The organism is Rhizobium acaciae (assembly GCF_025941625.1).
Classification (GTDB): domain Bacteria; phylum Pseudomonadota; class Alphaproteobacteria; order Rhizobiales; family Rhizobiaceae; genus Rhizobium; species Rhizobium acaciae.
The window spans coordinates 89,256-102,951 of sequence record NZ_JAPCZO010000020.1 but is presented as its reverse complement, the minus strand read 5'-3'; the positions used below and the strand labels follow the sequence as shown (position 1 = coordinate 102,951).

The following is a 13,696-nucleotide window of genomic DNA, read 5'->3' as shown; positions in this document are numbered from 1 at the left end:
CCCCTTACGAGAATGCGAGGTCGTAGCGTTCCGCCACGTGATAGGTCACCAACACGTTATCGGTGGTGCCTTCGATCTGAATTTTATATGTGCTGATGGGCGCCGGGACGTTGAACGTGTAGCGGCGAATGACGGCGCCCGGATCCGGGGTGGCCTCGGTGATGATGGAGTCCGCGGTCTCCACTGTGGCGAAGGTGCCGCCGGTGAGAAGCTTGCACACGTTGGTGTGGTGGGCGGCATCCCAATATTCGAGGCGTAGCGTCACCTCAATGGTATCGCACGGCGCCGGCAAAACTCGAGGCGTGGAGATGTGCTTGAAATCGGCACGCGGGCGCGAGGTCAGCGTTTGCGAGCGGATACCTACACCGAAGCCGGGCATAACGTCCGTTGTGCCGAGGAGAACGGCGCGGAACGGAAGAAGCGGAGGCAAGCCGATGAAGAGATCCGGGTTGTCACCCGAAAGCGCTTTCCAGACGCCGCCGACCTGGACTTCGAAGGTGATGGTGGTTCCGTCCGGAACCAAGCTATCAAAGTTGATGTCGACCGCCGCGATACCGCCGCCAAGCTGCAACGCCTGCAACACCACTTCGGAGCGAGGCGAGTCGAACTTGGCGAAATACAGCGAGTAAGCGATATCCTTGGTAAGATCGCCCTGCGCCCACGCTCCATCCGTGGAATAGAAAAGCGTGCCTTGCGTGTTCTTGTTGCCATTGACGGCGGCAAGGAAGTGGTTGCCGGCGGAGGCCGGAACGATGGCGTAACGCTTGCCCTTTTCGAGATAGGTCGGGGGAAGCGGAACCTTGGTGACTTCCGGATAAATCTTGATGTTCGCCGCCGGGAAGGCGACACGGGCAATAGCCTTCGAGAAGTCCGGCTTGCCGCTCACATCGGTTTCGCAAATCATCACGGTGAGGTCGCCGGTCGCCGCCTTGCGCGTGAAGTAGAGGCCAACGGCGGTAACATAGCCGGGCTCCGAATTCAGGAAGGTTTCGCCGAGGAAGGACGCGGAGATCGCTTGCGGCGTCACCACCACATCCCAATAGGTTTCTTGGTAGCTGTCCACGAAGTATTGAGTGAGACGAAGGTTCTTGTGCTTCTTCGTCACCGAGGCGCGATCGGCCGGGTCAACGGACCACGATTCCGAACCGCGATGGAAGATGCCGGTAACGGGATCATAGGAGCCGGATTTCCACCACGAAGAGTTCGTGCAAACCGTCATCGTGGTGCCGTAGCGGACGCGGGTCCGGGAAATCTCTTTCTGGACGGACGTAACCGTCTGATACTGGTATTGCGCAATCGAGATTTCGGAGTCCGCCCCGACGATCTTGTCGCGCTGCACCTCGGTGTAGACCGGAAGAATGACATTGTTTTGCCGCTTCACCAGCGGATCAATCGGGTTCAACAGTTCAACGATTGACTGATTCTGTGACGCCGGCGAGAACTTCACGCCCTCTTCCACCGCGGCGAGATAGTTGACGTTCGCGGTGTCCGACTTCGCCGTGCTGAGATAGCGGTCGGCGTCATAAGAGGTGTAGGTTTCCGGAAGCTCCGCCAATTCCTTGAGGCGGGCGACGTCGCGGGTCACCTCGAAAACGAGATCGGTCGGCGCGAGGCCGTTAAGCGTCTGCTGGATACCGGCCACCGTGGAAGAGATGACATCAATGGATGCGCCGGCGCGAACCCGCCAGCTTTCAAGATCCTTGGTGCGGTTGGAGACGCCGCGAACGGACTCGAGGCGGTTGTCTTCGGCGGCGGTGATGGAGACGATGCCAGCCGTATTCAAGCGGACATAGGCAACGGCGAGCACGTTGGAGTCCAGCGCGGGCGCCACCGGGTCCGCGGACTCGATGCCGTTTACGGCGTTCACGTTGGCGAAGCGGCGGGACTCCGTGGCAACGGCGCGGGCTTCGGTCTGCTCGGTGTCAACGTCCACAAGGAAGGTGCGCGGCTCGGTGTCCGTGTTGATGGTTTGGCCCCAAACCGCAATGGTGACAATCTTTTCAGTCACCGCCGGCAGGCTGGAAAGCAGGTCCACAACGACGCCGCCTTCGTCATCGCGGAAATAGACCTGGCCGCCCTGATACATGCGGCCGGCGCCAACGGTGACTTGAGCGGGACCCGAGGACACCACGGCGAAGCCGGTGAACTTGCGGCCGGATTCGATACCGTCATTGACGACGTGGTCGAGCGAGGCTTGAGCGAACCCACCGATGTTTGTCAGATCTTCTTCGGTAAGCTGCTGGTCCTGCGAAATGATAACAAGGCGCTCGCCCATGTAATTCCTCTTTAGCGCAACCTATTGCGCACCTTTGAGCCAAATTTGATGCCGTCACCGAACTTGAAGCCATCGCCGAAAGTGACGGTGCGCGTGGTTTGTGTATCCACCTTCACCCGGTCACGAAGCGCTTTACTTCTCCGGACCGCAGCATATGCCAGTTTGGTCCGGCTTAGATTCTCGTTTGTTGCAAAAGCCCGGCCGCAATAGGCGAGCCCGGCGAATCCGGCGCGTGGCCGCGTCTTCGATTTCGCATCGACCAGAAGCTCCGCGTGAAACCTCGCGATGCCGAGCCGGGCATGGTTCACGAAGGAATGCGCCTTTGTCCACGGTGCATCCACGGTTGGGTCGTGGAGAAAAACGCGGTCATAGATGTGGTTTGCCGCATCATCCGTTAGGACGTAGTGGCGGCGAAGGAAGTCGCCAACGAAGAGGCCGGGACCGCGAGGAAGCTGGTCCGCGTACCGTTCATATTTGACGTCGATCGGATCCAAGCCGGGGGCCACGGTATCAAGGTGGAGTTCGGAGGCGCTGGAATCATAGGTGCGATTCAGCGTGTACGTGATGATGCTGGCTTGCTTGTTCCGCTTCGTGACGAAGGCCCCGCCGAGGAAGCCGCCAGCGAAAAGCGCACTAGCGGCTTCACCGGGGATGTGGAGCCGGTCAACGTCAACGGATTGACGAGTCTCCACCACAGTCTCCACCGTGGAGCGGCGCAACGAAATTTCCTTGCCGTCCGGGTAGCGAACTACGGCGCGGCGCCCATAGATCGCGGCGGCGGCATCGAAGCGCGCGAAGCCATGCCCCACGAACGCGCCGAGGCCACGCGCGAACGCATCGGGTCCAGCGGTGCCCGTGGTAGCGGCGAAGTAGACTCGAATTTCCGGCATCCTGGCGAGCCAGGCGTTACGCTGCTCTTTGCTGATGCCGGCGGTGGCAAAAACACGTTGGGGGAAAGACACGGAGTCCAGCAAGGTGGCATCCACCACCCCGAGCATCCGGGAAATCCCTTCCTTCGTGCCTTTCAGGCGGTGCAAATCGAACTGTTGCGCAACGACTTCGCGCTTCTTTCCTTCGCTCCAATTGTCATCCCAAATGTCCGCGGCGAACCGATAAGCCAGCCACGGAAGCAAGCGAGCATCAATCTTGCGCGCGTCCACCAGAGACGCCAAGGCATCAATGGGGAGATCCGGGAAGGCGGTGGCCTTCTCGATATCCCTTTCAAGCGGGGTGGAGTTCGAAGGAAGGATGGTTTCAAACGTCGACACGGTCCACCACCACATTCACCGCGGTGCAAACCGGGAGGTCATAATAGGAGGCCACCACATCGGCCATAGGCGCCAGCATGATGACGTTTTGCACGCCGGGAACCTTGAGCGCCGCGATGATGCCGGACACCGTGGCATCATAGGAAACCTTGCGGATGGACTGCAGGTAGGCCGCCAGGGACGCCAGCGCGTTCGCCTTGACTGTGTTCGCATCCGGCCCCGGATAAATCACCAGCTTCGCGCCGATCGAATACAGAAGAACGTTCGGCGGGCGCACCGTCACGGAATCCGTCATCGGCCTAACGGCGTCATCGGTAAGCCGGAGCCGAACCGCCTTCAACGGATCCGAGGAGGAGCCCGCGAGAACGCGCGCTTTCGCGGGGTCCGCGGGTTGGACGAACAACGCCTTTCCGACAAGGATGTCTTCGGCGCTGGCATCGGCGGCGATAACGTCCACATAGGCGAGCACGGTAACCGCGACCTCGCCGGCCGCCGGGGAATGAACGCTGACATTCACCACGGAAGGGTCAGCGGAAAGCGCGTGGAATTCGTAGGACTGCCGGGGGCCGCCAACCGCTGAAATATAAATCGCCATCTGGACGCGGCGGCGGTATCGCTCATCCGTTTCCCCGTCCAACTTGGTGGTGTTGAAGAAGGCGCCGATGACGCCGAGGTCATTGCCTTCCGATCGGGTGATGGTGTTCGCTAAAGCGACGTCATTGATGCGCTGGCGAAGGATCATTTCACGGAATGAAAACGCCTCGATAATCTTGATCGCGGGGTCGCTTTCGAGGAGCGCGGTGTAATCGGTATCCAACGAAACGAGATAATCAATCGCGCTTTTGCGGATCGCTTCGTAATCCAGCGTTTCCACGAAATCGGGAACCGGGATGCCGGTAAGATCAACCAAACGGAAGTATTCGGCGGGCGCTTCGCTCATCTCACAACAATTCCGTCTAGCGTTATCGTTTTCCCGTCCGGCAGGTAATCGCCGGTCAATGCGAATTCTATAACGCCGTCGCCCTGGACCGTCATTGAAGCTTCCCGCAACTTCAAACGGGGCTCCCATTTGTCCAGCGCCTCGGCGAGCGCGACATAGAGGTCAACGGCGAATTCGTCATTGATCGGGTTATCGATGAGGTTCGGAAGCTCGGAGCCGTAGTCGCGGCGCATCACGCGGGTGCCTATGCGCGTATTCAGAATGTCCGTGATGGACTGGCGGAGGTGAGCTTTGCCGTCCAGTTCTTTACCGGTGGTCTTATCGGTGCCGCGCATCTCGCCCCCTTACGCCGGCGGCCCGGTATTATCGGACCCCGCAATAACGTCTGTGTGTTCGTGGGAGTCGCCCACGTTCTTCGCGTTGTGGAATAGTTCGTCGGATTCGATCGTGACCCGGCCCGGTGCTTTCAGCGTGAGCCCGTCCCCGGAAGCCACGATGGAGGCGCCGCCGCCAAGGTTCAATTCGTATGATCCGCCCTCCGCCACCGTCATCCGGTAGCGCTTCGCTTCGTGGTCATACTCGATAACGGTTCCGTCTTCGTAGACCTTGCGATCAATGTTGAATTTGTCAGAAGCTTGCGTGTCTTGCTTCGGGATCGCGGCGAGAACAACGGCTTGCGAGAGGTCCCCGGACGGGCTCGCGAGAACGACTTGTTCGTCAACCTCAAGATAGGAATATTCCTTTGTCTTCCCGGCTCGGCGGACGCCGGCGGGGATCCAATCGGTTTCGAGGTCGCCAACCTTAACCCGGTAGCGGCCTTTTTCGTCACGTTGGGAGACGGTGCCGATAAGGACGCCATTGGAAACGCGTCTTTTCAGGTCGGTGATTTCGGCGTCATAGCGGTTAGACATCGACGCCCCCGATGATGGTGGAATAATCGGGCTCACTGCCTGGACCGATTTCCGGAGCGAAGCCGAGGAGAACCGTAGTAGGCCGCCCGGTTTCATCCGGCTGGACATGGGTCCAATAGACCACTTCCCATTTCATCATCGCGGCGAAGAGCGCGAACGAGTCCCGCTCCGCGATGTAAAGATCAACGTCAGTAAGGATGAGCGATTCCACCGTGTTGCCGAGAGTGGGGTTTTCCCTCATCGCGTCTTCAACCTGCATCGCGAGGTCATCGGCGGCGTCTTTACTGGCGGTGCTGTAGCACTCCACGCTTACTTGCATCACCCGGCGGCGTGGGCCGCCCTGATGCTGCGTTGTCGCGTCTATCGTCTCGCGCGCGAACACCACATTGATTTCGGCGAGGCCGTCAGCGTCCGGAGGCGTGGAATCGGAATCGAGTGCGCGGCCCTTCGCATCGGTGCGGAAGGTGAGCGGATCCGTGGTGACGGGTGTTCTCAGATATTCCGCAATGGCGGCGGTGATGAGTTTGCGCGGGTTCGCCATGGGATCAGCCTTTGCGCAATAGAAGCTTTGTCATTCCCGATGAGGACGGCATCAGCGCGAGCACGGTAAAGCTTCCTTTACCATCCACATCAACGCGGTCTTTCGTGGCAGGCTCGAACCCAAGGTCGGCGATACGGACATCAATGATGATTTGCCGATTGTTGACGGCAAGCGTTCCGCCATTGTCGCGGGTGTCCGTGGCGCTGATATCGTAAATCGCGGTAAGCGGCGCGCCGCTCGGCGTGGTGCTGTGAGTGGTGCCCGTTTCGAGGCGGTGATAGGTGATCCCCTTCGGGAACGTCTCCGCAACAATGGCGGTCATATCGTCCAGAAGGGAATCCCAATCCATAGGCGGACCCGCCGGGCTTACGCCCCGGCGGACTCCTTGGCACGAAGAAGCATTTCCGGCCGCGTGCAGATGAAGAGCGGATAGGAATAGATTTCCGGGCGAACCCAGGCGTTGCGGTCACGGTCGCGGATCAGCATCTGGTAGAGCGGGCGACCGATGGTGTTGACGAAGTCGAACGTTTCCGCCGGCGCATACGCCACCTGAAAGACGCCGGGGGCGTTGACGGGGAAGAACTTGCAGCGCTTGGACTGGACGCCCATGCCATTCTTGCCCGCCGCCTTGATGGTGGCCTCATCAGCCGTGAAATTGAAACCATCGGCTTCTTGGTAACGGATGAAGAGGATGCCGCCGTGATCGAACGTGGCGATGGTGCCGGAACGGAAACCGGAGCCGTTCGCCAAGCCCATGGCACGGTTGAGCATCTGCGCTTGCGCCGTGCTGAGATAGGTTTCGCGAATCGTCTTGTGCATCGTAAGCTTGTTGAAAAAGCTCTTCCCGCAAAGGCCGATGATGTACGTGCTGTTGTTCCACGCGCCCTTGGAATTGCGCTTCATCACTTCGATGACTTCGCGGCATTTCTCTTCGATGTTGGTATCAACTGTATCCAGAGCGAAGTCGATTTCATCCGGAACCGGGATACCCCATTCGGCGAACCAATCCACGATGGTGGAGCCGTCCGCGTCCAACACCTTGCCGGTGATGGCGCCGAGCATCATGTTTTCCCAGGTCAGTTCGACGTCGCCCACCAGTTTGGCAGAATATCGGCCAACGTAGCCAATCATGGTTTCGAGGTCAGACTCCGTATTGAAGGCCCGGATGCCCTGGATCGCCGAAGCCTGCAGGGTGTGGCCCTTTGCGATACGCGGAGCCCGGTAGCCGCGGATGGTGCGACCGTCCGTCTGGCCTTCCGGAAGCGGCGCGCCGCGTTCCGTGGTCTGGATGATGGAAAGCGTATTGCCGCGCCGCTCGATAGTCACCATATCGGTGGCCGTGGGCACGTCTTCGAAGAGGTTGAGCGAGCCGATATAGTTCGGCTTGAACTCGAAATCCTCCAAAGCCGTGGTCATCGTGACCACAGAGAAGGCGTCGTCGTTGAAAATGTCCATATGCATGTTGGTGGTGTCCCCGTTCAACAACGCCGCCGTTTAGGTGCGGACGATGATTCCCTTTGTCTTGAGTGCTGCGATTGCTGCCGCCTTGTTCGGCGCCGAGATACCGGCAGGCCAGATCAGCTTGGCGTCGTGGGCTTCCATTTCACGGACATGAAAGACGGCGCGCTTGTCAGCGGCAGAAGCGTCCACATTCGAAAAGAGGATGCCGGCCGCGGTCTGCGAGCCATCGGCGGCCGCCGTATTGAGCGGAGTATACTTGCCGGAGGCGGTCACCAGACCGACAACCATGCCGGACTTGCCAACCGTGCCCGCGAGCAAAATGCCTTGGTCGCGCGAGCGCATGCCGCCGGTGGCGCCAGCGGAACCGCTCATTTCATAATCGCCCTCGCGGCGGCCGTCGTCAGTAAAAACGGGCATTGTCAGTGACTCCTAGTTGCCGTTAGCGGCGCTTGATTGCCTTACCCCACGCGGACTTTTTCGCGTCCGCGCTCATTGTCTTTTGCCCGCCAGCACCCGCGGCGGCCACGTTCTTCGGCACCGCGATTGCGGAAGTCTCCGGCGCGTCACCATCGGCGGCGGCGGCGAGAACCTTGGCGCGGGCAACGTCAACGCTCATGCCCTTGTTGATGGCTTCAACGGCGTTGAAGGTGACGCCCAAACGGGAAGCCTGCTGAGCCACGGCGTGGAGGCCAGAGCAACGCGCGGTTTCTGCCTTGAGTCGGCGGTCAACGATGGCGGCGACCTTCGCGTCATCGACTTCTTGTTCCGCCGGTTCCGGCTCGGTGACATCGTCGGCGCCCGCATCCACGGCTTCGGTTACGTCGGTCTCCGGAGCTTCCGTAATGCCTTCGCTTCCAGCGTCCGCGCTTGCGACCGTCTTGCCGGTTTTCCGTACCATCAATCCAACCCTCAATTGTGATTTGCTCAACGCGGCTCCGCCAGAAGTTTGCAAATCGTCAACGTGCGCCGCAAAGGCTTCGAGTGCTTCGTCCAGTGTGCCAACTTCGTCAGCTAGACCGGCTTCAACTGCAAGGCTTCCGCGGTATATGTCAGCTTTTGTAGCGCGTAATTCTTCCACCGTCATTCCACGATTCTGCGAAGAAAGTTCAAGGAACATCTCGTAGAGGTGGTCGACATCGGCCTGCATTCGGGCACGGGCGCCATCGTCAAGCGGCTCATGCGGATTCCCGTCCGTCTTGTTCTCGCCGGCATAGATGTATGTCCATTTCACGCCGGCGGCTTTGTCCGCCCCGGACACATCGACGTGCGCCCCGAGGACGCCAATGGAGCCAACTTCCGCCGTCCTGGCGACCCAAATCTGGTCGGCGCTGCACCCAAGGCCGTAGGCGGCGGAACACATGATTTCGTTGGCGTGAGCCCATACCGGCTTTCCCGTCGCCGCCGATGCGGTGCGGATGAAATCGGAGCAATCGAAACACCCGTTAGCTTCTCCGCCGCCGGAGTCGAATTCAAGCATGAGGCCACGGACCGAAGCGTCCATGAGAATTTCGGCGGTGGCATCACGGACAAGCCCATAGCTCATCATGCCGCATTCCGCGTCAAGCCAGGTGCCACGCCGCACCAGCGAGCCCACGATAGGAAGAACGGCGATTCCGTCCCGTTCCATATAGGCGCCTCCGGCGAGACGGCGCGAGGATCCGCTACGCGCTTCACGCGGCGCGCGCTGTATCTCCGCCGCGATATCGGCGCGGGCCATCGATTCCCCGGTGAGGATGCGCGGGCCGATCGCGTCAATGAGTTGACGGCCGATATCGGCGCGCACCAGAAGCGGGCGATTGAAGATCAATGACGCCAGGTGTGGAAGGTCACGCATTTTCCGGAACGTCCGTTTCTTCGTCTTGTTGATCTTGATCTTCTTCGGCGCCCGATGCCGAGCCGCCGAACCCTGCCGCCGGAGCCGTTGCCGGTGTCCGGGTATCGAACTCGAGTCCGAGTCGATCCTCTTCGGCTCGCTCTTCCGCGATTTCTTCGTCAAGCTCTTCGCGGTCATAACCGCGCTCCGCCACCGCTTGCGTCCGGCTCTTAAGTCCTGCCTTGATCGCGTCCTTCTCCGCGGCAACGTCCTTCGCGGGGTCAATCCATTCGTGGCGAGGAGGAAGATGTTCCGCGGCCCAATACCGGGTCGGGTTCTCATCGTAGCCGGGGAGATCGACCAGACCGGCCATATAGGCGCGCTCTACAAACTCTTTCCAGACGACGCGGCACATCTGGAAAATCAGCGTGTTGTTTGTCCATTGACCAACGCGACGGCGGAAGCGGACGATATCCGTTCTCACATTCGAGAAATTGCCCTTGGTCATGTCCCCGGACACGTAGGAATAAGGGACGCCGAGACCAGAAGAGATTTTGAGAATGTTGCGGTACTGGAAAGGATCGTAGGAACCCCCAACATCGGCCGGCGTCGAAAACCTGATATCCTTGTCATCGCCGAGGTCAACAAGCGCGCCGGGCTCCATCGGAGCAATCGGAGCTTCATCGTCGTCGTCATCGTTAAGGTCGTCTAGTGGAACTTCGCCGCGCCCTACGATGAAGCCCGCGAAGAGCGCGGCGGTTCCTTTACGCTCAAGTTCGGCGTCATCATAGGCTTCCATTTTGAAGATCTTGACAAGCACGCGGGCCACCCGAGGGACGCCGCGGATTTGACCGGCCTGGCGGCCTTCAATGACATGGATAACTTCGGAGGCCGGAACCGGGACCCGTTCGCGGGTTCCAGACTTGCCAAGCGGCACATCATCATACGGATGCCACCGCCAGAAGTGATAAGCGACTCGGCGGCCGATGGCGTCAAACTCGATACCGGCGCGGATGATGTTTCCGGTCGGCGTCACCTCATTGAAATTGAGGTCGAGCATTTCGGATGGCAACAACTGCAACTGAAACGGCACCGTCCACATATCGCCGGGGCGACGTGCGCGGATACGGAAAAAGACTTCGCCAGCAAGGAAGACTTCGCGAGCCGCCTTTTCCTGCAAGCCGTAGTAATCCGACATGCCATCGGCGTCCGCCTCTTCGGTCCAATCCCAAAAGAGATCGAGGAGCGCCGCCTTTTGTGCCTTGGGAACCGACTTCTTCGGACGCGGCTTCACACCATCGCCCACCGCGGTGGATGCCCATTCATCAACAGCGTTGCCGGCGTATCCATCGTTTTCATATAGCCAGCGCGCGCGGGCCACGAGCGTGGCCCCGGCCGCCTGGATCGCGGAATTGATGTGGCGCTTGGGAGGATTGAAGTTCCGGAGGCGGCGGCCACGGCCGGCGGCCTCGAAAGAGGGATTGACCGAGCCCGGCACCTTGAACGCGGAATCCACCGACGCGACTTTGGGAAGATGCGGAACGGAACCGGCTTTGACTTTGTAACGCGGCTTTTCCATTAGTAGCCTCGCCTCGCATCAACATACATGACGCGCTTCCGGCGCTTCCCGGTCTCCGCTTCGCCAAGCTCATCATTGATGCCGTCCAGCGCGGTTTGCATCTCCTCCATCGATCGATAGGAGACGCGCTTGCCGTCATGCTGGACGTCGCGGGCACCGGAGCGCATGGCCTTCAATAGCCGTGCCTTCGTAGCCTTAAGCGCGGCGATTTCTTCCGGTGTCAGTGCGGCCATTTCTCAACCCATGAACGGGCTAGCGATGACGCGCCCGCGCTTCCGTTTCCTTCTCGTTATCGCACTCCGCTCTTCGGTGGTCATTCCACGATTCTGCGAAGCGTCTACCTCGGCGGCCCCTTTGGTCTCCTCCGGTGCCACTGCCACCGGCTCCACCGCCTCCGGTTCCTCCGGCATGGAATCTCGCCTCTTCTCCGCGAGTTCTTCCGCCATCGCTTTGGCGCGCTTGTTGAGATTGATGCCGCCGACGACCAAACCCTGCAACGCGGCGTAGGCGTAGACGCGGCAGTCAAACGCCTCGTTTCGATCGTGGTCATTCTTGTGCCACTCGATAACCTTGAAGCCCTTGACGTAGCGGGTAACTTTCCGCTCCACCGTCAATTGCTCAAAATATTCTTTGTCCCGGTCCATGTTGAAATGGCAGGCGCCGGCGCCGGAGACTTGCGGCCCCATCTTGGTGAGTCGGGCGGTCACCACTTCCTTCGCGGCATCAACGCCTATGGCGTAGAGGTTGATCTTACCCTTGTTGTTTCGGTTCGGGCGCTTCGGCCATACCGGGCGCTTGCCGGCGTAACCTTTGATACCCCAGATGCGCCGGCCTTCTCGGGGACGAATGAAGCGGTAGGCGTCTTGTGTGTTCGCGCCACCGGTGTCTATGCAGGTCGCCGAGATCCGGAGGCCGTCCGGCTTCGCGGGATGCGCGAACCGCCCGCTTAGGAAATCATCAAGCTGATCCCACACCTCAAGCTCGGAGGGGTCGCCCGCGAAGGTGTGGTAGGCGATAGACCAAGACTCCTCATCGCGGCCCCATCCCACGACCTCAAGTTCCAATCGGTCCGGCTGGACGTCGACGCCGCATGTCAGCAACGCCACCTTTTCCGGAAGCGGGTCGGCCTCGAAGGTTTCGCGCTTCGCCAGGAGCGAATCCGGGTCCAGTTTCTCACCGCCGAGCGCTTCCCACTCCTCGCCGAGGACGTTGTTAATAAAAGGCTGCAGCTTCGCGGGATCGTCCTTCACCTCTAAGAACCGCTCCGCGCAACTCGCCCACGAATACCAAGGCGAATAGAGCGCGGAGAGGTGATAGCTTCGCGTCTTCGGATTGACCGGAACCGCCGTGGGTATCCAGCAAGCCCCGTTCTCTTCGGAGAGGAGGTGCGCTTTGCGGTGTTCGGGGTGCCGGTGCTCGCAAAGCTCGCCAGTTTCCGCATCGAACGCCGAGCACACAAAGACGGCGGTCTCCGGCTTCCCCGATTCCCACTTGATCCGGTCCCATGTGATAGGCTGCAACGTGCCGCACTTATCGCACTTCACGTTATAATATCGCTGGTCACCCTCGCGGAACGCGGGGCCAATGCGGGAGGATTCCTTTAGCAGGGGGGTGGAGAGCTTGAAGATTTTCCGGCGCGCCGAATGCGCGTTGGTGCGGTCCATCGCCAGGGTGACGGGGTCGCCGTCATCATCAGCAACGGCCGGGTAACCGTCCACTTCGTCAAGCACCAGATAGCGAACCGGGATGCCTCGAAGGGATGCGCCAGAGTTCGCACCAGACATCACCAACACGCCGTTGGTGAAATCCTTCTGTTCGATCGTGTTGCCGGAGTCCCTGCTCTTGCCGGTGGTCCCCACTTTGTCCCGAAGCGACGGCGAAGCCTCAATCATCGGATCAATACGGATCTTGGAAAACTTCTTCATCATCGTGATGGTGGGCATCACGTACATCATCGGCCCCGGCGCGTGGTCGATGACATATCCAACGAAGTTGAACCCGCCTTCGGACATGCCGATTTGCACGCCCTTCATCACCGCCACGGTTTGAACGGGCGAGTAGACGGATAAGCAATCCATAATCTCGCGGAGGTACGGGGTGCGCGAGGTCCGCCATTGCCCAGGTTCCGGGCTCGATTTAGAGGAAAGCTTACGGTGCCGGTCCGCCCATTCGCTCACCGTGTACGGTGGCGCGGGCCGAAGGGACTCCATTGCATCTTTGAAAAGCTCATCAACCCAATCGATAGCGGGCACACCGATATGCGCATTCATCCGTCTGCCCCAAATGTTGGCAACGGTTGATCCGACGCCTCATTGAGGGCGCGCCTAATATGGGCCTCAAGGATACCGATGAACGTGCCGGGGTCCGCTCCGATTTCGGCCGCGATTTCGGCGCCGTGTCTCGCTGAGAAGTTCAAGAACATATCGCGCGTGGTGTGAGTAACGGCGCGCAACGCGCTCTTCGCCTCCTCGACCGGAACGTACTCCCGGCGCATCTCCGCCAACTTGATTAGGGCGATCTGCAAATCGACTTCGGCGCGGTCCTGCTTAATCTTGTATTCGCCGCGCTTCTCCTCGGCGTCATCGCCATGCTGCGCCGCGTTCTTCCGCGGCGGCTTCGGCCGATCGCCAGGCTTCGCTTGGATGCGGTTCGGGTTCGTGTTCGCGAACCAATCGACCCGTGCGACCTCTTCGTCAAAGCTTCCGTCTTCGTGAATAGCTTCGGGCGAGAACTTCCCCGCCTTTACCCGCTTCATCACCGCTTCATAGGTGACGCCAACCGAATCCGCGAAATCGGTTGTCGATATCCCGATTAGTTTGCGTTTCGTCATCCTTTGATCTTTTCTCTATACATGATGCATAGTTTCCATTATACCGATGTTTGTAAATCGCAAACGCAACAAACCGCA

At 59.9% G+C, this 13,696-nt stretch carries 14 protein-coding genes; all 14 read right to left on the bottom strand.

Features of this window, described 5'->3' with window-relative positions:
- Positions 1 to 4: 4 nt before the first annotated feature.
- From OLZ32_RS28065 to OLZ32_RS28000, 14 genes are read right to left on the bottom strand one after another with little or no spacing between them, the layout of a single operon-like run.
- Complete coding sequence (locus OLZ32_RS28065) at positions 5 to 2,275, bottom strand: hypothetical protein (protein WP_264423986.1); 2,271 nt, start codon at positions 2,273 to 2,275, stop codon at positions 5 to 7.
- Positions 2,276 to 2,286: 11 nt separating this feature from the next.
- Complete coding sequence (locus OLZ32_RS28060; protein WP_264423984.1) at positions 2,287 to 3,543, bottom strand: phage tail protein I; 1,257 nt, start codon at positions 3,541 to 3,543, stop codon at positions 2,287 to 2,289.
- Positions 3,530 to 4,483, bottom strand: coding sequence for a baseplate assembly protein (locus tag OLZ32_RS28055; RefSeq protein WP_264423983.1), 954 nt, complete (start codon positions 4,481 to 4,483; stop codon positions 3,530 to 3,532). The genes OLZ32_RS28060 and OLZ32_RS28055 overlap by 14 nt, the downstream gene beginning before the upstream one ends.
- Positions 4,480 to 4,818 carry a GPW/gp25 family protein gene (locus tag OLZ32_RS28050; RefSeq protein ID WP_264423980.1) on the bottom strand — a complete coding sequence of 113 codons (339 nt, stop codon included), beginning with the start codon at positions 4,816 to 4,818 and terminating at the stop codon, positions 4,480 to 4,482. Before OLZ32_RS28050 ends, OLZ32_RS28055 begins: the two co-directional genes overlap by 4 nt.
- 9 nt (positions 4,819 to 4,827) lie before the next feature.
- Positions 4,828 to 5,394: a phage baseplate assembly protein V gene (locus OLZ32_RS28045; protein WP_264423978.1), complete on the bottom strand. Its 567-nt coding sequence runs from the start codon at positions 5,392 to 5,394 to the stop codon at positions 4,828 to 4,830.
- Positions 5,387 to 5,935 carry a hypothetical protein gene (locus OLZ32_RS28040; RefSeq protein WP_264423976.1) on the bottom strand — a complete coding sequence of 183 codons (549 nt, stop codon included), beginning with the start codon at positions 5,933 to 5,935 and terminating at the stop codon, positions 5,387 to 5,389. Before OLZ32_RS28040 ends, OLZ32_RS28045 begins: the two co-directional genes overlap by 8 nt.
- 4 nt (positions 5,936 to 5,939) lie before the next feature.
- Positions 5,940 to 6,284, bottom strand: a complete 345-nt coding sequence (locus tag OLZ32_RS28035; RefSeq protein WP_264423973.1) for a head-tail joining protein — start codon at positions 6,282 to 6,284, stop codon at positions 5,940 to 5,942.
- Positions 6,285 to 6,301: 17 nt separating this feature from the next.
- Positions 6,302 to 7,396, bottom strand: coding sequence for a major capsid protein (locus tag OLZ32_RS28030; protein WP_264423971.1), 1,095 nt, complete (start codon positions 7,394 to 7,396; stop codon positions 6,302 to 6,304).
- A gap of 33 nt (positions 7,397 to 7,429) precedes the next feature.
- Positions 7,430 to 7,813, bottom strand: coding sequence for a head decoration protein (locus tag OLZ32_RS28025; protein WP_264423969.1), 384 nt, complete (start codon positions 7,811 to 7,813; stop codon positions 7,430 to 7,432).
- A 22-nt stretch (positions 7,814 to 7,835) separates the two neighbouring features.
- Positions 7,836 to 9,230, bottom strand: coding sequence for a S49 family peptidase (locus OLZ32_RS28020; protein ID WP_264423968.1), 1,395 nt, complete (start codon positions 9,228 to 9,230; stop codon positions 7,836 to 7,838).
- Complete coding sequence (locus OLZ32_RS28015) at positions 9,223 to 10,788, bottom strand: phage portal protein (RefSeq protein ID WP_264423966.1); 1,566 nt, start codon at positions 10,786 to 10,788, stop codon at positions 9,223 to 9,225. Before OLZ32_RS28015 ends, OLZ32_RS28020 begins: the two co-directional genes overlap by 8 nt.
- The gene (locus OLZ32_RS28010; protein ID WP_264423964.1) at positions 10,788 to 11,021 is read right to left on the bottom strand and encodes a phage head-tail joining protein; all 234 of its coding nucleotides are present in this window, start codon (positions 11,019 to 11,021) and stop codon (positions 10,788 to 10,790) included. Before OLZ32_RS28010 ends, OLZ32_RS28015 begins: the two co-directional genes overlap by 1 nt.
- Positions 11,022 to 11,024: 3 nt before the next feature.
- Entirely contained in the window at positions 11,025 to 13,058 is a 2,034-nt protein-coding gene (locus tag OLZ32_RS28005) for a phage terminase large subunit family protein (RefSeq protein ID WP_264423962.1), read from the bottom strand.
- A complete protein-coding gene (locus OLZ32_RS28000) occupies positions 13,055 to 13,618 on the bottom strand; it encodes a hypothetical protein (protein WP_264423960.1) in 564 nt (187 codons plus the stop codon). Before OLZ32_RS28000 ends, OLZ32_RS28005 begins: the two co-directional genes overlap by 4 nt.
- Between the last annotated feature and the right edge of the window lie 78 nt (positions 13,619 to 13,696).